The following is a 20,957-nucleotide window of genomic DNA, read 5'->3' as shown; positions in this document are numbered from 1 at the left end:
ACCCGTCGTCCGCCACACACCCGCTGTCCGTCCCGCAGGCGGGAGTTCGACCACGGGCCCTAGGGTGGAGGTGTGCGGCGCCACCCGGACGAACGTCGCAGCGACGGGTGACCGGGCCGGTCGCGTCCGGACCGCCTCGCCCACGGCGCGCGCCACCGGGTCGGCCGGGCCCCGGGAGGTCAGGCCCACCCGGTTCCGAACTCCCCACCGGAGCGAGGTGCGATGCGGCAGTTGCCCGACCGGCCGGCGCCCCCGCGCCGGGCGCGTCCCGACGCGACGGTGGTGCACCGCGCGGTCCGGGTCACCGCCGCCGCGTGCGCGGGCTTCTACACCTTCCGCTACGGCCTGCACCAGCCGGTGACGGCGACCTACGCGCTGTTCGGGGCGGTCGCGGTCGGCCTGCTGGCCCGGGTGGAGGGCGGCGCGCGGACCCGGGTGCGCACGCTGCTGCGGACCCTGCCGTTCGCCTGGGTGCTGGTGTGCCTGGGCACCGCCCTGGCCGTGCACGCCTGGACGGCGGCGCTCGGGATGGCGGGCGTGGGATTCGTGGTGGCCTTCGCCTCGGTGGGCGGGCCGCGGCTGGTCGGGCTCACCAACGGGCTCCAGCTCTTCTACATCCTGCCGTGCTTCCCGCCCTACGCCCCGGACACCCTGCCGCAGCGACTCGGCGGGGTGACCGCGGGCCTGCTGCTGCTCGCCGCGGCGGAGCGGCTGCTGTGGCCCGAGCCGCCACCGACCGACTACCGCGACCGCCTGGCCCGCGCCGCCGGGGCGGTGGCCGGGCTGGCCGATCTCGCCGCCGTCGACTGCGCCGGCCGCCCGCCCACGGCGGCGCCGGACCGGCCCGGACCTGCGCCGCCCGGCACCCCCGCCGAGGAGCACGCCCTGACCCTCCTCGACGACCTGCGCTTCTCCCGGATCCCGATGATGGAACGGCCCGCCGGACCGGGCGCCGTCGACCGCGCCCTCACCCACTGCGCCACCACCCTGCACTTCACCGCCGCCGAACTGCTGCGGGTCCGCCGGCTCGGGCCCGTCGGCGGCCCCTACCCGGAGGTGGCCGGCATGGCCGCAGCCACCGCCGACGCCCTGCGCGCGGCCGGGGCCGGGGTACGGACGGACGGGCCGGTCCCCTCCGTCGCGCCGATCGAGGCGCGGATCGCCGCCTTCGACGCCGACCGCGCCACCGACCCCGCCGACCCCACCGAACCCGGCACCACCGAACCCCGCGCCACCGCGGCGCGGCGCCCCCCGCGAACGACGGTGGCCCGGCTGGCGCTCGGAACCCTCGCCCTGAGCGCCGCCGAGGGCACCCGGTTCCTCACCCTCGCCACCCGCACCGCCCGCCGCCTGCCGCCACCGCCCGACCGCACGCCCCCCGAGCAGCGGCCCGGCCCGTTCTGGTACGCCTACGAGTCGGCGCCGATGCTCTGGTGGCGCCGGGTCCGCGGGAACCTGACCACCCGCTCGGTGTACTTCCGCAACGCCCTGCGCACCGCCGGCGCCCTCAGCGCGGCCCGCCTGGTGGCCGGCGCTCTCGACCTCACCCACGGCTTCTGGGTCCTTCTGGCGACCCTCACCCTGATGCGGACCAGCGCCGTCGACACCCGGATGACGCTGCGCCCGGCCCTGGCCGGCACGGCCGGCGGCGCCGCCGTGACCGCTCTGCTGCTGTTCGCGGTCGGCGACCACCCGGTCTTCTACGCGGCGGCGCTGCCGCCGGTGATGCTGTTCGCGTTCACCGTCAGCCCGGTCCTCGGACTGGCCTGGGCGCAGGGGACGTTCACCGTCGTGATCGCCATGGTCTTCACCCAGCTCACCCCGGCCGGCTGGCAACTGGCCGAGGCCCGGCTGATCGACGTGGCCACCGGTGCGACGATCGGCATCCTCGCCGGGCTCTGCGCCTGGCCGCGCGGCGGCGGCCACGACCTGCGGCGCCGCGCCGCCGAGCTGCTGGACCGCAGTGCCGCGGCACTGTCCGAGACCGTCGCCGTGCTCACCGGCTCGGGCCCCGCCCGGGGCGCCCTGCAACAGGCCCGGCACTGCGCGCTGCTCACCGAGGCGCTGTACGCCCAGTACCGCAGCGAGCGGCATCAACGGGCCGGGGAGGGACCGAACTGGCAGGCCGCCGTGCTCACCGGCCAACACACCGTACGCGGCGCCGAACCCCTGCTCGCCCGCGTCCGGCCCGGGACCGCCGCCACCGGGCCGCAGGGGGCGGCCGACCTGGTGCGGCGCGCGGACCAGGTCGCCGCCGCCTTCCGCCGCCAGGGCGCGGCACTGCTCGAACCCGCCCGGCTCGGCGGCGCGGAGCGCGCACTGGCCGACGTCCGCGCCGCGCTGCACGAGGACCGCGTGACGGCCACCCGGACACCCGCCGACCCGGCCTCGCTGCACACCGTCGACATCACCCTCTGGCTGACCGGGCTGCTGGACGACCTGGCCCGGGTCCACGGCTCCGCACGGGCCGCTCCCGCCCACCCCCACTGACACCACTCCGGCCACCGCCGGGTCCGGACCGCACCCAGCACGCTTGACAGATAGGCAAGCCTTACCTAAGTTCACGTCCATGTTCCGCAACCTGCCCGCCGCCACCCACCCGACCGCCCTCGCACGACGCCTGCGACCGGGCCCGGGACGCCTGCCGATCGACCCGCAGGCCGACGTCGGGCGCCGCGCCTGGGCGGCCTGCCCCGGCTGCGACGACTCCCGCGGCTGCGCCGGCTGCGCGGAGCGGCGCAACTGCCGGGAACACTGGCGCTACCTGCTGTCCAACACCGGCAGCGTGCTCCACCTCCAGTGCCCCTCCTGCACCCACGTCTGGGACCACGAGACGGGCTTCGGCGCCACCCGCCACCCCGTCCAGCGCCCCGACTGAGCACCGCCGAGAACGGTGCGGCGCCCACCCACCAGGCGCACCGGTCGGCCGGCGCCACGTCGGGGACGCGTCCGCCCCGCCGCCGCAGTACACTGGAGAGTTCGGTCGCGTCCCGGTGTCCCAGGGGGTGCAGTCCCGTGCAACATGCTGATCGAGATCTGACGACCCTCGGAGAGATCATCGAGCCGGTGACCGAGGTCGCCCCGGCTTCCGTCCGGACCCGGGCACGGCTCCTGGTGGCCTCCCGCTCCCACGACCGTGAGGACTGCAGGGCCCTGCTCCAGGCGCTCGGCCTGGACGGCGAGGACGCCGAAACCCCGGACCCCGGCCAGGACACCGCACGGATCTGCGTGCACTGCGGACACGCCTACCACCACCCGGGCGTCCGGCGGCGCGACCGTTTCTGTTCCGCCCGGTGCTACCGGAGCTCCGGGGAGACGCCCGGCACCGCAGAGCCGACGGTGGACCAGGAGTCGCCCGCCGGCCGGTCAGCGTGAGAGGCCCGCGCGGTGGGCCAGGATGGCGAGGCGGACGCGGTCACGGGCGGCCACCTTGTGGAGCAGCCGACCGATGTGGGTCTTGGCGGTGCCCTCGGTGATGTGCAGGCGGGTGGCGATCTCCTGGTTGGTGAGGCCGTCGCCGACGAGGGCGAGCACCTCCCGCTCCCGGCCGGTCAGCGCCGCGACGGCGGCCCGGGCCCGCTCCCTCGCCGGGTCCGGAACCGGATCCGGGTCACCGTCCGAGTGCCAGCCGGGGAACGGGACCAAGGGCTCCCGGTCGGCGGGTGCCGGGGTGCCCTCGGCGAGCAGGCCGTCGATCAGCCGCCGGGTGACGCTCGGCGCGAGCACCGCCCCGCCGGCGGCCACCGCGCGGGTCGCGGCCAGCAGTTCGACCGGCTCGGCGTCCTTGAGGAGGAAGCCGCTCGCCCCCGCCCGCAGCGCGCCGCGCACGTACTCGTCCAGCTCGAAGGTGGTGAGGATCAGCACCTTGCTACCGGACGCGCCGGCGGTGATCCGGCGGGTCGCCTCGATGCCGTCCAGGCCGGGCATCCGAATGTCCATCAGGACCACGTCCGGCCGTTTCCGGCGGGCGAGTTCGACCGCCTGCGCACCGTCCGCCGCCTCCCCGGCCACCGAGAAGCCCGGGGCGAGCCGCAGGATGCCGGCGAACCCGGCCCGGACCAGCGCCTGGTCGTCGGCCACCAGCACCCGAACGGTCATGCCCCGCCCACCCCCTCCAGCTCCACCGGCAGCACCGCCGTGACCCGGAACCCGCCGCCGGGCAGCGGCCCCGCGACGCACCAGCCCCCGTACGGCGCGACACGTTCGCGCATCCCGGCCAGACCGGTGCCTCCGCTCCCGCCGCCCGACTGGCCGGGGTCGCCACCGCCGCCGTCGGTGATCTCCAGCCACACCTCCGCCTCCCGGTACTCCACCTCCACCGTGGCCCGCGCCGCGCCCGAATGCCGGATCACGTTGGCCAGCGCCTCCCGCACCACCCGATAGCCCGCCAGGCCGGCACCGGGCGGCAGGGCGCGCACCGGCCCGCGTACCGTCACGGCCACCGCGACCCCGGCGGCCGCTGTCCGGGCCGCCAGCCGCTCCAGGTCGGCCGGCGCCAGACCCGGCGCCGGCGGCGGCACGGCGGGCACCGCAGCGGCGTCCTCCCGCAGGACGGCGAGCAGCGCCCGGGTCTCCCGCAGCGCCTCCCCGCTCACCACCCGGATCGCCGCCAGCGCGGCATCGGCCTCCTCCGGGCGCCGCGCCAACGCGTACCGACCGAAGCCCGCCTGGACGCTGACCACGCCCAGACCGTGCGCGACGATGTCGTGCACCTCCCGGGCCAGCCGCAGGCGTTCGCCGTCCCGCGCGGCACGGTCCAGCGCCGCTCGGTACGCGGCCGCGCCGGCCAGGTGCGCGCGGTGGCGGCGGACGGCGTCCCCGACCGCCCAGGCCGCCGCCTGGCCGACCACCGCGAGCAGCACGTTGCCCCGCACCTCGCCCGGCGCGGCCAGGGTCACAGCCCAGCCGAACACCGCCGCGCCGAGCGCCGTCCGGGCCGCCCGCCGCCCGTGGGCCGCCGCCGTGTACGCCACCAGCATCCCGGCCACGACCGCCCAGAACCCGGCGACCAGCCCCATCGCGGGCTGGCGGCAACCGACCGACAGACCGGTCCAGGCGAGCGCCGCGAGCACGCACGCCCCGGCCGGGCGGCGGCGCCGGACCGCGACCGCGGCGCCGAGCGCCGCCACCGCGAGCAGCGCGACGGCGAGGGCCGCAGGACCGTCCGGCGGCGGGTTCCCGCGCCCGTGCGGGTCGAACTCCCGGGCGGCCGCGACCACCCGGGCGGCCGTCACGGCGGCGCCGACCGCCCCGGCCACCGCGTCGGCCACCAGCCAGTGCGTGGGGGCCAACCGCCGTGTCCACGGCGCCCGGGCGGGGGGCGGGGCCACGTCGCCCGGTGGGTCGGTCTGCACGCGGCCAGGTTAGCCACGGGTGCGGCGGCCGGGCATCCACCTACGGTCGTATGCCCCCGGTCGTACGCCTTCGGAGGGGTGTCCACGGTCGTCTGCCCGCGGGCGGACGCGCCGGGCGGGCGGGACGGCGACCGTGGAGCGGCACCCGCCGACACACCGTCACCCACCGGAGGCCCCCGTATGACCACCCGTCCCCGCCCCCGTCCGGGCGTCGCCGCGCTCGCCGCGCTGCTCGCCGCCGGCGCGCTCGCCACCGCCGCCCCGGCCGCGCACGCCGCACCCGCGCCCACCGTGCCCGCCGCGACGGCCACGCCGGCGCCGATCGCGCTCACGCTGCCCGCGCCGACCGGGCCGCAGCCGGTCGGCACCACCACGCTGCACCTCGTCGATCCCCGGCGCCCGGACCGCTGGGCGCCCACCCCGCGTCCCCGGGAGCTGATGGCTCAGGTCTGGTACCCGTCCGCCGCCTGCGGCTCCCCCGGCCACCGGCTCGCGCCGTGGATCGGGGCGGCCGAACGGGCCCACCTCGAATCCGACTACCTCGGCGCCGCCCCCGGCCGGCTGGTCTGGCCGCTCACCCACTCCCGACAGGACGCGCCGGCCGATCGCACCGCCCGCCACCCGGTGATCCTCTACTCCCCCGGCTCGCGCGCGGACCGCTCCTTCGGCACCCTCGCCGCCGAGGACCTCGCCTCGCGCGGGTACGTGGTCGTCGCGATCGACCACACCTTCGACTCCGGCGAGGTCGCCTTCCCTGACGGACGGCTGGAGGTCCGCAACAAGCCCGCCGTGTTCGCCATGACCGACGAGGAGATCGTCGCCTACCGCGCCGCCGACACCCGCTTCGTCCTGGACCGGCTGGCCGACCTCGCGGCCGGCGTCGACCCGGACGCCGAACAGCGCCCCCTCCCGCCCGGCCTGGGCACCTCCCTGGACCTCGCCGCCGTGGGCATGGTCGGCCACTCCATGGGCGGCGCCACCGCCGTCCAGACCCTGCACGACGACCCGCGCGTGCTGGCCGCCGCCACCCTGGACGGCCCGGTCTTCGGCTCCGCCGCCGACGGCCTCGACCGCCCGCTGCTCCTCTTCGGAGCCTCCGACGTGCGACCCGCCCGCGACGCCATGTGGGACGCGCTCTGGCCCCGCCTCTCCTCCTGGCGCCGCCAGCTCACCCTCGACGGCTCCGGCCACGGGTCGTTCACCGACCTCGAACTACTCCTCCCCGCCGCCCGGTCGGCCGTCTCCTGGCCCGCCGACCAGTTCGACCACTTCCTCGGGACCCTCGACGGCTCCCGCGCCCTCGCCGCCCAACGCACCTACCTCGCGGCCTACTTCGACCTCCAGCTCCGCCACCGACCCACTCCCCTCTTCGGCGGACCGTCCCCCACCCACCCGGAAGTGCTCGTCGTCCGCTGATGAGGAGTGGCCAGGACGTGGCGCGGACAGGCCCGGCCGACGAACCGGCACCGCCCGGCGCGGGACCCGACCCGCGGAGCCCGGGACGGAACGGTCAGCGCCCCTCGCGAGGGGCAGGCGGTGCGAGCACCTCCAGCCAGACCGTCTTGCCCTCCCCCTCCGGCAGCGAACCCCAGGCCCGGGCGAGCCTGTTCACCACCCGCAGCCCGTACCCGCCCGGGCGCCCCGGGTCCGCCGGGTGCCGCAGCAGGGGCGCCACCGGACTCGGGTCCACCACCTCCGCCCGCAGCACGACGCCGTCCCAGCACAGCCGCAGCTCCCGCGGTCCGCCCGCGACGTGCAGACAGGCGTTGGTGACCAGTTCGGAGACCATCAGCAGGACGTCCTCGGCGGCGGCCCGCCGGTCCTCGTCGTGGGCCGGCAACCACTCCCAGTCGGCCAGCGCGCCGCGGGTGAAGTCCCGGCAGCGGCGCACCGCGCCGTCGCTGCCGTACAGCGCCAGCCTTCTGACCTGCCGCGCGCCGGCCGGCCGGGGCTCGGGGGGAACAGCCATCGCACGCCCTCACTCGGCACCGCAGGACCCTGTCGGGCGGCCGGATCCTGGTCTCGGCGACGGTCGCGCTCCGCACGACGGCGCCGGCCGGTGCCACCCGGTCCGCCCTTCTCATCTTCCTGGTCCGGCGGGTTCCCCGCCCACGCGCCGTTACACACGCGCGGCGGGACGAAACCGTGCCCCGACCGGACGAGGCCACGGCTCCCGGGCGCCACGGGGTCCGAGGTCAGGGAGAGCCGGTCTCGTCGCCGCCCGGGCGCCCGGCGCCCCCGCCGCCGCCGGGGGCGAAGAGTCCGCCGGTGTCGGTGACGGCGAGGAGGCGCTCCACCGGGGCGCTGACCGCGGTGACCACCACGTCGCGGCCGGAACCGCGGGCGGCCAGGCGAAGGCGCAGCAGGGTGTTGAGCCCGGTGCTGTTGCAGAAGGTGACGGCGGACAGATCGAGGTCGAGACCGGTGCGGCTGGCACGCAGGGCTTCGTCGAGGGCGTCGTGGAAGGCCCCGGCGATGTCGAGGTCGATCTCGCCGTACACCCGCACCCGGACCCGGTCCCGTACGGGTTCCGACTCCATCCACAGGTCGTCGGCCAGGCGCCGGGCTCCGGGCGGCCGGCTCCCGTCCACCACCGTCGGCGGGGAGGGCGGGGTGCCGGAGCGGCTCGCACGCGGATCGTCAGGCATGATCTCCTCCTCCGAGCGACGAAGGCGGGCGTCTCCAGCGTGGAACGCATTACTTCTCACGTCAACAGATACGGGAATGACAATTCGTAGGTGGCGAGGCGCGAACCGGCGCTCCTACGATGGGGGCATGGCCCTCGACGAACCGGCGCGAACGGGCTGGACGTTCGTGACCAATCACGCCCGGGTGCTCGCGGCGATCGCGCGGGACCCCGGCGTGCGGCTGCGGGACGTCGCGGTGGAGGTCCAGCTGACCGAGCGCGCCGTCCAAGCCATCGTGACCGACCTCGAACAGGCCGGGTACCTCACCCGTTCCCGCGCCGGGCGCCGCAACCGCTACCGCATCGCCTCCGGCACCTGGCTCCGGCACCCGGCGGAGACCGGGCTCAGTGTGGCGGCGCTCCTCGACCTGCTGGCTCCCGCCTACCGCGCCGCCGAGGGGACCACCGGCGAGGGCGAACCCGACCGGGGCGACGCCCGGTAGTCACGGGGGTTCGCCCGGCCGGGCACGACCCCGGCACGGCACGGCACGGCACGGCGAGAACGGCGGCCCGGGCGGGGCGGGGTCCGTCACTCCTCCGGAAGGTGCGCGAGCATGCGCTCCATGCCGCCCACCCAGTTGGCCCTGAGCGCCTCGATCGCGCCGGCCAGGTCGTCCTCCAGCAGTCTGCGGGCGATCTCGCAGTGTTCCTCGGACTCGCGGGCCACCGGTTCGTCCTCCGCGACGACCAGGTTCTCGTAGCGCCGCATCCCGGCCTTGACGCCGGCCAGCAGGTCGAGCAGGCGCTCGTTCGGGCAGCCGCTGAGCAGCAGGCCGTGCCACTCGTCGTCGCGCCGGTCGACGGTCGCGTGCTCGGCCACCGCGTCGGGGAACCCCTGCGCCATCCGCAGCAGTTCCGGGGCGATCCCGCGCAGGTGCACCGGGTCGGAGGACTCCAGCGCCAGGGACTCCAACGCCGCGACGATCGCGACCAGTTCGCGGAACTCCTTGCGGCTGACGGGCGCGAAGCGGAAGCCGCGGCCCTGACTGCTCTCCAGCACGCCCTCGCCCGCCAGGGTGATCAGCGCCTCCCGCAGCGGGGTCCGGCTGACGCCCAACTCGGCTGCCAGCACTGCCTCGTTGACGTCGGTACCGGCGGCGAACTCGCCGCGGGTCAGCCGCTCCATCAGCTCGTCGCGGATCTGCTCGCGCAACGGACGACGTTCGATCGCCACCGCGGCCCCCTTCTCCGAATCTCCACCACAGCCCTTGACCACCTACAGAGTACTGCACTATGCATTCTGAATACAAAATGCCAGCGACTGGGCGAGGGAGTCGACATGGGTCCGACGCGGGTGCCCGGGCTGCTGTTCGGCGGGGACTACAACCCCGAACAGTGGCCCGAGGAGGTGTGGGAGGAGGACGTCCGGCTGATGGCCGAGGCGGGCGTCAACGTGGTGACCGTGGCGGTGTTCTCCTGGTCCCGGCTGGAGTCCGCGCCCGGCGTCCTCGACTTCGGCTGGCTCGACCGGGTCCTCGATCTGCTCCACGCGCACGGGATCGCCGTCGACCTCGCGACGGCGACCGCGACGCCGCCGCCCTGGCTGGTGCGGCGCCACCCCGAGATCCAGCCCGTCGACGCGGCCGGCACCCGGCTGGAGTTCGGCTCCCGGCAGGGGTACTGCCCCTCCTCCCCCGTCTTCCGGGAGGCCACCGTCCGGCTCGCCCGGGCCATGGCCGAGCGCTACCGGGACCACCCCGCGCTCGTCCTGTGGCACGTCGGCAACGAGTACGGCGACCACACGGTCGAGTGCTACTGCGAGGAGTCGGCCCGGGACTTCCGGCGCTGGCTGCAGGCCCGGTACCGCACCCTGGAGGGCCTCAACGCCGCCTGGGGGACGTCCTGCTGGGGCCAGCACTACACCGACTGGACGCAGCCCGCACCGCCCCGCAAGGCCCCCGGCCCGGTCAACCCCGCCCAGGTCCTGGACTGGCGCCGGTTCTCCAGCGACGCGCTGCTCGCCTGCTTCGAGGCCGAGCGCGAGGTGCTCAAGGAGGTCACCCCGGACATCCCGGTGACCACCAACTTCATGAGTCTCCTGCACCACCTCGACTACTGGAAGTGGGCCGCCGCCGAGGACCTCGTCAGCGACGACGCCTACCCCGACCCGGCCGACCCGCTGGCCCCGCTTAAGGCCGCGCTCAGCTACGACCTGATGCGCTCGCTGAAGCGGCGGCCCTGGCTGCTCCTGGAGTCGGCGCCGAGCGCGGTCAGCTGGCGCGAGGTCAACGTCCCCAAGGAACCGGGGGTGATGCGCCTGCACAGCCTGCAGGCACTGGCCCACGGCTCGGACGGCGTGATGTTCTTCCAGTGGCGCCAGGCCCGGTACGGCCCGGAGAAGTTCCACTCGGCGATGCTCCCGCACGGCGGGACGGACACCCGCCAGTGGCGGGAGACGCTCGCCCTCGGCGCGGACCTGCGACGGCTGGCCGGGGTCGCGGGGACCGGTACCCGGGCCGAGGTCGCGCTCCTGCTGGACTGGGAGAGCTGGTGGGGGCTCGAAGCGCCGGAGTCCCTGCCGTCCGCGCGGCTGCGGCTGCACCAGCTGCTGCTCTCCTGGTACGCCCCGCTGCACCGGCGCGGCATCGCCGTCGACCTGGCACCGCACGGCCGTGACCTGTCCGACTACCGGGTCGTCATCGCCCCGAACCTCTACCTGTGCACCACGGAGCAGGCCGCCGATCTGGCCGCCTTCCCGGGGCGGCTGGTCGTCGGACCGTTCAGCGGGGTCGTGGACGCCGCGGACCAGGTCCACCCCGGCGGGGCGCCCGGGCCGCTGCGGGAGCTGCTCGGGCTGCGCACCGAGGAGTGCTGGCCGATCCCCGACGGCCGTGCCCAGGACGTCCTGGCCGAGGACGGCACCCGGCTGGTCGCCCGGACCTGGAGCGAATGGCTGGAGCTCGACGACGCGCAGGTCCTGGCCCGCTACCGCGGCGGCCCGCTGGACGGCCGGCCGGCCGTCACCCGACGCGGCGCCGTCACCTACCTCGGCTGCGTGCTCGACGACCCGACGCCGGTGCTCGACGAGGTGCTCGACGCGGCCGGCGTCACCGGCGTCACCGGGGCGCCGCTGCCGGAGGGGGTCGAGGCCTGCCGACGCGGCGACCACCTGTTCCTGCTCAACCACGGGGCCGCGCCGGCCACCGTCACCCTGCCCGCCCCCGGGGCCGACCTGCTGACCGGTCGTCCCCTGAGCGGCTCGGTGGCCATCGCGCCGCGCGACGCCGTCGTCCTGAGGCTCTGACACTCCGGCTCTCCGACATTCCGACATTCCGACACTCCGGCTTTCCGACCTTCTGACGTTCCGAAGTACCGAGGAGCACCCGTGACCCATCCCTACATCCCCAACGCGGGGCCCGAGACCCGGGCGGCGATGCTCGCCGCGATCGGGGCTTCGAGCGTCGCCGAGTTCTACGGCGACATCCCCGCCGACCTCCGGCCGGCCCGACCGCTCGACCTGCCCGCGCCCTTCGCCGACGAGCAGGGCCTCGTCCGGCACCTGCGCGGCCTGCTGGCCCGCAACACCGACACGACGGAGGCGCTGAGCTTCCTCGGCCACGGCTGCTACCCGCACCACGTGCCGGCGGTGTGCGACGAGGTCAACGGCCGAGGCGAGTTCCTGACCGCGTACGCGGGCGAGCCCTACGAGGACCACGGCCGGTTCCAGGCGCTCTTCGAGTACGTCTCGATGATGGCCGAGCTCCTGGAGATGGACGTCGTCAACGTGCCCACCTACGACGGCTTCCAGGCCGCCGGGACGGCGCTGCGGATGGCCGCCCGCCGCACCGGCCGGGCCAGGGTGGTGATCGGCAGCGCGATCGCCGCCGACAAGCTGGCCAAGATCCGCGACTACCTGACCCCGGACGTCGAGGTGGTCCTCGCCCCGGGCGGTGCCCGGGATCTCCCCCTGGACGACACCGTCGCCGCCCTCTACCTGGAGACGCCCGACGTGCACGGCGTCATCGAGACCCGCGGTCGCGAACTGGCCGAGCTCGCGCACGGTGTCGGCGCCCTGCTGGTGGTGGGGACGGACCCGATCTCGCTCGGTGTGCTCGCGCCGCCCGCGTCCTACGGCGCCGACCTCGTCTGCGGGGACATCCAGTCGCTCGGCATGCACCAGCAGTACGGCGGCGGGCAGGCCGGGTTCATCGCGAGCCACGACGAGGAGCGGCTGGTCGCGGAGTTCCCGTCCCGGCTGTTCGGCATCGCCCCGACCTCGGTCGCGGGCGAGTACGGGTTCGGCGACGTCTTCTACGACCGGACGTCCTTCGCGCTGCGCGAGGAGGGCAAGGAGTGGGTCGGCACCGCGGCCGCGCTGTGGGGCATCACCGCCGGCGTCTACCTCGCGCTGATGGGTCCGCAGGGCATGCGCGAGGTCGGCGAGACGATCCTGGCCCGGACCCGCTACGCCATGCGGGCGCTCGCCGCCGCCGGCGCCGTGGTCCGGGAGCCGGACGCGCCGCACTTCCGCGAGTTCGCCGTCGAGGTGCCGGACGCGGACGCCCTGCTCGCGGCGCTGCGCCTCGCGAACATCTTCGGCGGCGTGCGCCTCGGGCCCCGGGTGGTCCTGGTCTGCGTCACCGAGCGGCACTCCATCGCCGACATCGACACCCTCGCGGCGGCCGTCAAGGACGCCCTCTCAGCCACCGGAGTCACCAAGTGAGCGCGCAGCAGGAATCCTTCGCACAACTGCCGGTCGCCCCCAAGCCCGCCCTGCGCCGGTACCACCAGGCCCGCTGGGACGAGGAGATCATCTTCGAACTCTCCCGGCCCGGCCGGCGCGGCATCGGCGTCCCGGCCCCGGACGCACCGCTGGTCGAACTCCCCGAGGGGGTCGGCCGGGCCACCCCGCCCGCGCTGCCCGAGCTGTCGCAGAACCAGGTGGTCAGGCACTACCTGCGGCTCTCGCAGGAGACCCTCGGCGCCGACCTGAACATCGACGTCGGCCAGGGCACCTGCACCATGAAGTACAGCCCGAAGGTCAACGACACCTTCGTGCGCGACCCGCGGATCGCCGAGCTGCACCCGCTGCAGCCCGAGGACTCCGTGCAGGGCGTGCTGGAGATCTACTGGCGCCTGGAGCAGATCCTCAAGGAGATCTCCGGCATGGCCCGGGTCTCGCTGCAGCCCGGCGCGGGCTCGGCGGCGATCTACGCCAACATCGCCATGATCCGCGCCTACCACGCCTCCCGGGGCGAGGGCGAACAGCGCGACCAGGTCATCACCACGATGTTCTCGCACCCCTCGAACGCGGCCTGCGCGAAGGTCGCCGGGTACGAGGTCATCACCCTGATGCCGGACGCCGAGGGCTGCCCCGACATCGAGGCGCTGCGCGCGGCCGTCGGCCCACGCACCGCCGCGCTCATGATCACCAACCCGGAGGACACCGGGATCTTCAACCCGAGGATCCGCGAGTTCGTCGAACTGGTCCACCGGGCGGGCGGGTTGGCCTGCTACGACCAGGCCAACGCGAACGGCATCCTCGGCATCACCCGGGCCCGGGACGCCGGGTTCGACCTCTGCCACTTCAACCTGCACAAGACCTTCTCGACGCCGCACGCGTGCGGCGGGCCGGCGGCGGGCGCGTGCGGCGTCTCCGAGGCGCTCGTCCCGTTCCTGCCCGGCCCGGTCGTCGACCGCGACGGCGACGCGTACACGCTGGCCGCCCCGGCCCGTTCGGTCGGCAAGATCCGCCCGTTCCTCGGCGTCACGCCCAACGTCGTGCGCGCCTACGCCTGGGTGATGGCACTCGGCGCGGAGGGTCTGCGGGAGGTCGCGGAGACGGCGGTGCTCAACAACAACTACCTGATGCACCAGGTCCTGCGGATCCCGGGCGCCTCCGTGCCGTGGGCGGACCGGCGACGGGTGGAACAGGTCCGCTACTCCTGGCAGGGGCTCGCCGAGGACACCGGCGTCCACTCCGAGGAGATCGGCGTCCGCGCCGCCGACTTCGGGGTGCACTACTGGACCAGCCACCACCCCTACGTGGTCCCCGAGCCGTTCACCCTGGAGCCGACCGAGTCCTACTCCCGCGAGGACCTCGACGAGTACGCCGCGATCCTCGCGCACGTCGCCTCCGAGGCCCGCGAGGACCCGGAGTTCGTCAGGAACGCCCCCTACCGCCAGGCCGTCCACCGGATCGACCCGACCTCCCTGGACGATCCCGGGCAGTGGTCCCCCACCTGGCGCGCCTACTGCCGCAAGCACCGCCGGTGATCGTCGGCCTGCTGGTGAACCCGGTGGCGGGCCTGGGCGGACCCGCCGGCCTCAAGGGCAGCGACGGGCCGGAGATCCAGGCCAGGGCCCTCGCCCTGGGCGCGGAGCCACGGGCGGCGGCCCGCGCGGCCGCCGCGCTGCGGGCGCTGCACGGCCGGCGCCCCGGCATCCGGCTGCGCACCGTCGCGGGCCCGATGGGCGAGGACTGCGCCGTCGCGGCCGGTGTTCCCCACGAGATCGCGTACCGCCCCCGGCCCGGGGCGCGGGGCACCGACGCGGCGGACACCCGGGCGGCGGTGCGGGCCCTGGGCGGGGTGGACCTGCTGCTGTTCGCGGGCGGCGACGGGACGGCGCGCGACGTCCTGGACGCCGGGCCGGCGGGCGCCGTGCTCGGGATCCCGGCCGGGGTGAAGGTCTACTCCGGCTGCTTCGCCCTCAGCCCGTTCGCCGCGGGGGCGACCGCCGCCGGGTTCGACGGGAGGACGCTCGACGCGGAGGTCGTCGACCTGGACGAGGCGGCCCACCGGTCCGGACCGGTCGGCGTCCGGCTGTACGGGACCCTCCGGGTGCCGGCGGCCAGGGCGCGGCTCAGCGGGCGCAAGACCGGCTCCTCGGCGGAGCCGCCGGGGTCGGCCGAGTCGATCGCCCGGGCGGTGGTGGCCGCCATGCTGCCCGGCGCGGCCTACGCGCTGGGGCCCGGCGCGACCACCCTCGCGGTGGGGCGCGCGCTCGGCCTGGAGCTGACCCCGCTGGGGGTGGACGTCGTCCGGGACGGCGCCCTGCTCGCCTCCGACGTGACCGAGCACCGCTTGCTCACCCTTGCCATGTCACAGGTCACGTACGGCGTGCTGTCCGTCATCGGCGGGCAGGGCTTCCTGCTCGGCCGCGGCAACCAGCAGTTCAGTCCGCGCGTACTGGACCGGCTGGCCGGGCTCGTGGTGGTCGCCACCCCCCAGAAACTCGCCGCGCTCGGCGGCCGGCCCCTGCTGGTGGACAGCGGGGACGCCGCGGCCGACGCCGCGTTCAACGGACCCGCCCGGGTCGTCACCGGGCACCGCACCTCCGTGATGTACCGCATCCAGTCAGCGAGTGAGGACCTATGAACACCCTGCAGAACAAGGTCGCCGTCGTCACCGGCGGTGCCTCGGGCATCGGCCGGGCCACCGCACGGCGGTTCGCCGCCGAGGGCGCGGCCGTGGTGGTCGCCGACCTGGCGGACGCCACCGGCCTCGTCCGCGAGATCGAGGCCGCCGGCGGCCGGGCCACCGCCCTGCGCGCCGACGTCTCCTCCGAGACCGACTGCGAGCGGATCGTGAACACCGCCGTACAGACCTACGGCGGCCTGCACGTCCTGTTCAACAACGCCGGGATCATCCGCCGCCAGAGCGCGCTGGAGATCTCCGCCGACGACTGGGACCACGTGATGGCCGTCAACGTCCGGTCGGTCTACCTGATGTGCCGCTTCGCCGTCCCGGCGATGACGGAGGGCGGCTCCATCATCAACACCGGCTCCGGCTGGGGCCTGAAGGGCGGCGCCAACGCGCTGTCCTACTGCGCCTCCAAGGCCGCCGTCGTCAACATGACCCGCGCCCTGGCCATCGACCACGCCGCCGCCGGCATCCGGGTCAACTCGGTCAACCCCGGCGACACCATGACCCCGATGCTGCGCGACGAGGCGCGCCAGCTCCGGGCCGACTGGGCGGCCTTCGAGAAGGACGCCGCCGACCGGCCGATGGGGCGCGCGGGTTCACCGGAGGAGATCGCCCAAGCGGTGCTGTTCCTGGCCGGCGACGCCAGCAGCTACGTCACCGGCTCCGCGCTCGTCGTCGACGGCGGCGGCCTCGCCTGACCCCGCCGCACCGGCTCCACCCCCGCCCGACCCCGCTCCACCGAGCTCCACCCCCGCCCGACCCCGCTCCACCACTCCCCCACCCTCATGAACTCTCCCGGAGGCACCCGATGTCGGCTGTGAAGAGCAGAGCACTCCTGGTCGCCGTGGCGATCGCGCTGTCCGCGTCCGCGTGCGGCGGCACCGGCGGCGCGGGCTCCGCCGGCGGCTCCCAGGACGGCAAGGTCACCCTGCGCTGGTCCACCTGGGGATCGGCCGAGGACATGGAGGTCTTCAAGACCTTCACCGAGGACTTCACCAAGCGGCACCCGAACATCACCCTGAAGCTCGAACCGGTCGCCTCCTACGAGGACTACCACCCCAAGCTGCTCACCCAGCTCACCTCGAAGACCGCGCCCGACGTCTTCTACGTCGGTGACGACTACATCGGCAAGCTCGTCGCCGACGGTGTGCTCGCCCCGCTCGACGAGCAGCTCGCCGGACCGACCAGCAAGAGCCGGCCGGCGGACTTCTTCGAGGGCATCTACGGCGGCGCGAAGAAGGGCGGCGTCACCTTCGGCGTCCCCAACGACACCAACCCCGAGGTCCTCTGGTACGACAAGAAGGCGCTGGCCGCCGCCGGGATCACCGAGGACCCGGCCGCACTGAACGAGGCCGGCCGGTGGACGATGGCGACGTACCTGGAGATGAACGCCAAGCTCAAGGCCGCGGACAAGTACGGCTCCATCTTCTGGAACTGGTACGGCGCCAACTACAGCCTGGTCAACGGCTTCGGCGGCAAGGTCTGGGACGGCGGCAGGTTCGTCGCGCCGTCCGACCCGAAGGCCCGGCAGGCCCTGAAGACCCTCTACGACGGGTACCGGGACAAGACCTTCGCCTCCGCCGACCTGCTGCCCGAGGGCAACAGCGCGGCCACCCAGTTCGTGAAGCACAAGGCCGGCTTCTACGCCGGCGGCCGCTGGGTCGTCGAGGGCGTCCAGAAGGGCGGCGACCTCCAGAACTACGACATCGTGCCCTTCCCCTCCGAGTCCGGGGAGCCGCTCCCGGGCGCGGTCGCGGCCTCCTACCTGACCATCAACAAGGACACCGGGCACATGAAGGAGGCCTTCACCTTCCTGACCGAGTTCGTCAGCAAGGAGGGCCAGGAGCTGCGGCTCAAGGGCGGCAGCGCCGTGCCGTCGATCAGGGGCGCCGAGAGCGTGGTGACGGCCGGCGGCTACCCGGCCCACGCCCGGACCTTCCTCGACCTGCGCGACAAGGGCTACGCCAACTACCCCGACGAGGTGGCCGTCCCCGGTCTGACCAAGGCCATCAACGACCAGCTCATGAAGATCTGGGAGGGCAAGACCGGCTTCGACGAGGGCATGACCCAGCTCCGGAAGCTGGTCGGCGACATGACGGGCCGACAGGGGTGAGCGCCGTCACCCAGGCCCCGGCGCGGCGGTGGGCCCGCGCCGCCCGGACCGGCCGCGAGCCGCTCTGGCGCCGGCGCGAGCGCTGGTGGGCCGCGCTCTTCCTGGCCCCCCAACTGCTCGGGCTGCTGGCCTTCCTGGTCGGCCCGCTGGGCTTCGCGATCGTGCTGTCCTTCATGCGCTGGGACGGCCTCGGCGACGCCACCTGGGTCGGACTGGACAACTTCCGGACCCAGCTGACCGACCCGTACTTCGGCCGCGCGGTGTGGAACACCCTCAAGATCGGCCTGATCACCGTGCCGGGCGGGCTCGTCCTGGCCCTGCTGCTGGCGCTCGCCCTGCACGGCGTGCGCGGCCGGACCGCCTACCGGGTGATCTACTTCCTGCCGGTCGTGACCAGTTCCGTCGCGGTGTCGGTGATCTGGCAGATGATCCTCGGCGGCGGCACCGACGGCATCCTGAACGGCACCGTGCGGGACCTCTTCGGCGTCACGCTGCCGAACTGGCTGGCGGATCCGGACTGGGTGGTGCCCGCCATCGCGGTGGTGACGATCTGGTCCTCGCTCGGCCTCAACGTGGTGATCTTCCTGGCGGGGCTGGCGACCGTCCCGTCGAACCTGCTGGAGGCCGCGCGCATCGACGGGGCCGGGCCGTGGCAGACGCTGCGCTCCGTCATCCTGCCGTTGCTCTCGCCGACCGTCTTCTTCACCGTCGTGGTGTCGGTGATCAGCTCCTTCCAGGCCTTCGACCTGATCTACGTCCTGGTCAATCCCGACCACAACGAAGGCGCCCAGACCATCGTCTACAAGGTCTACCAACAGGGCTTCCGCGAGTTCCGGTTCGGCCTGTCCAGCGCCGCCGCGCTGATCCTCCTGGTGCTGACGCTCCTGGTCACGGCGGTCCAGTTCAAGGCGCAGAAGCGCTTCGTCCACTACGAGTCGTGAGGCCGGCATGACCATCCGGAAGCAGCTCCTCCTGCACGCCGCGCTCGCTCTCGGCGGACTGCTCATGCTCTTCCCGTTCATCTGGATGATGCTGACCTCCTTCAAGGGCGTCAGCCAGATGATCAACGAGCCGCTGGCCTGGCTGCCCGGGCCGTGGCGCACCCGGAACTACCCGGACGTCCTGCGGCAGGTACCGATCGGGCGGGCCTACTGGAACAGCATGTACATCGCGGCGATCACCGTCGCCGCCACCCTGTTCACGGGCGCCATGGCGGCCTACGCCTTCGCCCGGATACCGTTCCGCGGCTCGGGGCCGGTGTTCGGTCTCTTCCTGGCGACCCAGATGGTCCCGGCGCAGGTCACCATCGTGCCGCTGTACATCATGCTGGCCAAGCTCCAGCTCATCGACTCGCACCTGGCACTGATCCTGCCGGCCGTGGCCAACCCGTTCGCGGTGTTCCTGCTGCGCCAGTTCATCCGGGCCGTTCCGGTCGAGCTGGAGGACGCGGCGCGGATCGACGGCGCGAACCGCTGGACCATCTTCTGGCGGATCATCCTGCCCAACATCCGCCCGGGCCTGTGGACGCTGGGCATCATCGTCTTCCTGGCCAGCTGGAACAGCTACTTCTTCCCGCTGGTGTTCCTCAACACCCCGGACCTGTTCACCATCCCGCTGCTGCTCGACTCCTTCAACGCCCAGCACGGCGGCATCGACTACGGCATGACCGCCGCCCTGTCGGCGATGACCGTGGTGCCGATGCTGATCGCCTTCCTGGTCGGGCAGCGCAAGATCCTCGACAGCATGGCCTCCTCGGGCCTGGGAGGGCGCTGATGTTCACGCTGGACCTCGTGGAGCGGCCGTTCACCGAGCGCGGCTCCCGCCTGCTGGTGACGGCCCACCCGGACGGGCTCCGGGTGGCCCGGGCCGAGTACGAGACCCCGCTCGCCGAGACCGTGGAGCTGAGCGGGCTGGTCGTGCGCGACCGCGGCGGGCGGGGGCTGCCGGTGGTCCGGGCGACGCCCACCGAGGTGGCCTTCGCCGGCGGGGTGTCGCTGCTGTTCGCCGACTCCTCGACGCTGGTGATCACCGGCCACGGCGCCCAGGCCTTCTGGCGCCGGCCCGACGGCGCGGAGCAGTCGCTCGCGCTCACCGGGTGCCACGTGCTGACCGGCCCGCCGGGAACCTGGTCGGAGCCGGCCGTGCGCGCCGCCGCCGAGGCCCGGTGGGACGCCTGGTTCGCGCGGATGCCGCCGGTGCCGGCCGACCTCGCCGCACCCGCCCGGACGGCCTGGTGGACGCTGGCCGTCAACCTGCTGCCGATCGGCGGCCGCGAGGGGCTCGTCCCGTCCAAGTACGGCTACGTCGGCGTCTGGAACTGGGACGCGCTCTTCCACGCCGTGGCCCTGCGGCACGCCTCGCCCGCGCTCGCCCGCGACCAGGTCCTGCTGCTGCTCGACCACCAGCTCCCCGACGGCCGGCTCCCCGACGTCGTCCACGACCGGGGCGTGCTCGCCGCCACCACCGACCTGCCCCGCGCGGACCACGCCCGGCTGAGCGAACACGTCGGCCGGGCCAACGGCACCGAGCCCTCCCCGGACCCGGTGCCGGTCACCAAACCGCCGCTGGCCGCGTGGGCGGTCTGGAAGATCCACCAGGCGGACCCGGACCTGGCCTTCCTCGCCGCGGTCTACCCAGGGCTGGTCCGCGCCCACACCTGGTGGTTCACCGCCTCCGACCCGGACGGCGACGGGCTCCCCGCCTATCTGCACCCGTACTCGTCCGGCCTGGACGACAGCCCCGTCTGGGACTACGGTCCCCGGGCCGAACCCCCCGACCTCAACGCCTACCTGATCCACCAGGCCGACCGGCTGGCCGACATCGCGGACGCCCTGGACCGGCCGGCGGAGGCCGCCCGGTGGCGCGAGCGCGCCGCCGCCCACGCCGACCTGCTGGTCGCCGAACGCTGGGACGGTACCCGGTTCGTCACCCTGGCCGACGACACGCCGGTGCCGGTCCGGACCGCGCTGGACCTGATGCCGCTGTTCACCGGACGCCTGCCCGCCGAGGTCGCCGCCACCCTGGAGCAGACCCTCCGGTCCGCTGCCTTCTGGGGCGAACACCCCGTCCCCACCGTGGCGTTCGACGATCCGGCCTTCGACCCGGAGGCGATGTGGCGCGGGCCGGTCTGGCTCAACATCAACTACCTGCTGATCGAGGGCCTGCGCCGCTCCGGCTTCACCGCCACCGCGGACGAGCTCCACCGGCGGACGCTGGCGATGGTCCGCGACGCCGGCGGCCTCTACGAGTACTGGAACCCGCTGACCGGCGCCCGCGCGCCCCGGGCGACCTCCGGCTTCGGCTGGTCGGCCGCCCTGTTCGTCGACCTGGCGGCGAACCCGCCGGAGCCGGCGGCGGGGTGAGCCGGCGCCGGGCACGGCCCGGCACGGCACGGCACCGGGGACGGCCGGCACCGGGGACGGCCGGCACCGGGGACG

The 20,957-nt window shown here is 74.6% G+C and carries 19 protein-coding genes; 14 read left to right on the top strand and 5 right to left on the bottom strand.

The features are described 5' to 3' along the window. Positions 1–222 precede the first annotated feature (222 nt). The 3 genes from ACFXHB_RS06775 (at position 223) to ACFXHB_RS06765 (ending at position 3,375) form a co-directional block, all read left to right on the top strand. A complete protein-coding gene (locus ACFXHB_RS06775) occupies positions 223–2,490 on the top strand; it encodes an FUSC family protein (protein WP_380572698.1) in 2,268 nt (755 codons plus the stop codon). Positions 2,491–2,569: 79 nt separating this feature from the next. After that, positions 2,570–2,878 (top strand): hypothetical protein, encoded by a 309-nt coding sequence (locus ACFXHB_RS06770; RefSeq protein WP_380572696.1) that lies wholly within the window; start codon positions 2,570–2,572, stop codon positions 2,876–2,878. A 188-nt stretch (positions 2,879–3,066) separates the two neighbouring features. After that, positions 3,067–3,375 carry a hypothetical protein gene (locus tag ACFXHB_RS06765; RefSeq protein ID WP_380572694.1) on the top strand — a complete coding sequence of 103 codons (309 nt, stop codon included), beginning with the start codon at positions 3,067–3,069 and terminating at the stop codon, positions 3,373–3,375. Here ACFXHB_RS06765 and ACFXHB_RS06760 read toward each other — a convergent pair. Both ACFXHB_RS06760 and ACFXHB_RS06755 read right to left on the bottom strand, forming a co-directional pair. Further along, positions 3,367–4,098 (bottom strand): response regulator, encoded by a 732-nt coding sequence (locus ACFXHB_RS06760; protein ID WP_380572693.1) that lies wholly within the window; start codon positions 4,096–4,098, stop codon positions 3,367–3,369. The genes ACFXHB_RS06765 and ACFXHB_RS06760 overlap by 9 nt on opposite strands. Further along, a complete protein-coding gene (locus tag ACFXHB_RS06755) occupies positions 4,095–5,354 on the bottom strand; it encodes a sensor histidine kinase (RefSeq protein WP_380572691.1) in 1,260 nt (419 codons plus the stop codon). Before ACFXHB_RS06755 ends, ACFXHB_RS06760 begins: the two co-directional genes overlap by 4 nt. 180 nt (positions 5,355–5,534) lie before the next feature. Here ACFXHB_RS06755 and ACFXHB_RS06750 point away from each other — a divergent pair, with 180 nt between their 5' ends. Continuing rightward, on the top strand, positions 5,535–6,770 hold the full coding sequence (locus ACFXHB_RS06750; protein ID WP_380572690.1) for an alpha/beta hydrolase family protein: 1,236 nt from the start codon (positions 5,535–5,537) through the stop codon (positions 6,768–6,770). Positions 6,771–6,864: 94 nt separating this feature from the next. Here ACFXHB_RS06750 and ACFXHB_RS06745 read toward each other — a convergent pair whose 3' ends face one another. Next, positions 6,865–7,323, bottom strand: coding sequence for an ATP-binding protein (locus ACFXHB_RS06745; RefSeq protein ID WP_380572689.1), 459 nt, complete (start codon positions 7,321–7,323; stop codon positions 6,865–6,867). 226 nt (positions 7,324–7,549) lie between these two features. Beyond that, positions 7,550–8,002 carry an STAS domain-containing protein gene (locus tag ACFXHB_RS06740; protein ID WP_380572688.1) on the bottom strand — a complete coding sequence of 151 codons (453 nt, stop codon included), beginning with the start codon at positions 8,000–8,002 and terminating at the stop codon, positions 7,550–7,552. 127 nt (positions 8,003–8,129) lie between these two features. Between ACFXHB_RS06740 and ACFXHB_RS06735 the strand changes: the two genes are divergently transcribed. Further along, positions 8,130–8,483 (top strand): helix-turn-helix transcriptional regulator, encoded by a 354-nt coding sequence (locus tag ACFXHB_RS06735; RefSeq protein ID WP_380572686.1) that lies wholly within the window; start codon positions 8,130–8,132, stop codon positions 8,481–8,483. Between the two features lie 86 nt (positions 8,484–8,569). Here ACFXHB_RS06735 and ACFXHB_RS06730 read toward each other — a convergent pair whose 3' ends face one another. Continuing rightward, positions 8,570–9,214 (bottom strand): GntR family transcriptional regulator, encoded by a 645-nt coding sequence (locus ACFXHB_RS06730; protein WP_380572685.1) that lies wholly within the window; start codon positions 9,212–9,214, stop codon positions 8,570–8,572. Between the two features lie 105 nt (positions 9,215–9,319). Between ACFXHB_RS06730 and ACFXHB_RS06725 the strand changes: the two genes are divergently transcribed. The 9 genes from ACFXHB_RS06725 (at position 9,320) to ACFXHB_RS06685 (ending at position 20,882) form a co-directional block, all read left to right on the top strand. Further along, a complete protein-coding gene (locus ACFXHB_RS06725; RefSeq protein ID WP_380572683.1) occupies positions 9,320–11,284 on the top strand; it encodes a beta-galactosidase in 1,965 nt (654 codons plus the stop codon). An 81-nt stretch (positions 11,285–11,365) separates the two neighbouring features. Then, positions 11,366–12,703 (top strand): aminomethyl-transferring glycine dehydrogenase subunit GcvPA, encoded by a 1,338-nt coding sequence (gene gcvPA, locus ACFXHB_RS06720; protein ID WP_380572682.1) that lies wholly within the window; start codon positions 11,366–11,368, stop codon positions 12,701–12,703. Continuing rightward, positions 12,700–14,256 (top strand): aminomethyl-transferring glycine dehydrogenase subunit GcvPB, encoded by a 1,557-nt coding sequence (gcvPB, locus tag ACFXHB_RS06715; protein ID WP_380572680.1) that lies wholly within the window; start codon positions 12,700–12,702, stop codon positions 14,254–14,256. Before gcvPA ends, gcvPB begins: the two co-directional genes overlap by 4 nt. Continuing rightward, positions 14,211–15,359 carry an ATP-NAD kinase family protein gene (locus ACFXHB_RS06710; protein WP_380572679.1) on the top strand — a complete coding sequence of 383 codons (1,149 nt, stop codon included), beginning with the start codon at positions 14,211–14,213 and terminating at the stop codon, positions 15,357–15,359. The genes gcvPB and ACFXHB_RS06710 overlap by 46 nt, the downstream gene beginning before the upstream one ends. After that, entirely contained in the window at positions 15,356–16,105 is a 750-nt protein-coding gene (locus ACFXHB_RS06705; RefSeq protein ID WP_380572678.1) for an SDR family NAD(P)-dependent oxidoreductase, read from the top strand. Before ACFXHB_RS06710 ends, ACFXHB_RS06705 begins: the two co-directional genes overlap by 4 nt. A gap of 110 nt (positions 16,106–16,215) precedes the next feature. Continuing rightward, positions 16,216–17,520 (top strand): ABC transporter substrate-binding protein, encoded by a 1,305-nt coding sequence (locus tag ACFXHB_RS06700; protein WP_380572677.1) that lies wholly within the window; start codon positions 16,216–16,218, stop codon positions 17,518–17,520. Then, positions 17,517–18,461, top strand: coding sequence for a carbohydrate ABC transporter permease (locus ACFXHB_RS06695; RefSeq protein ID WP_380572676.1), 945 nt, complete (start codon positions 17,517–17,519; stop codon positions 18,459–18,461). Before ACFXHB_RS06700 ends, ACFXHB_RS06695 begins: the two co-directional genes overlap by 4 nt. A gap of 7 nt (positions 18,462–18,468) precedes the next feature. Continuing rightward, positions 18,469–19,293 (top strand): carbohydrate ABC transporter permease, encoded by an 825-nt coding sequence (locus tag ACFXHB_RS06690; RefSeq protein WP_380572675.1) that lies wholly within the window; start codon positions 18,469–18,471, stop codon positions 19,291–19,293. Beyond that, positions 19,293–20,882, top strand: a complete 1,590-nt coding sequence (locus tag ACFXHB_RS06685; RefSeq protein WP_380572673.1) for an amylo-alpha-1,6-glucosidase — start codon at positions 19,293–19,295, stop codon at positions 20,880–20,882. The genes ACFXHB_RS06690 and ACFXHB_RS06685 overlap by 1 nt, the downstream gene beginning before the upstream one ends. Positions 20,883–20,957 lie beyond the last annotated feature (75 nt).

This window comes from Kitasatospora sp. NPDC059327, from assembly GCF_042752535.1.
Lineage (GTDB): Bacteria > Actinomycetota > Actinomycetes > Streptomycetales > Streptomycetaceae > Kitasatospora.
The sequence above is the reverse complement of the archived record's forward strand: the minus strand, read 5'-3'. Positions and strand labels throughout refer to the sequence as shown.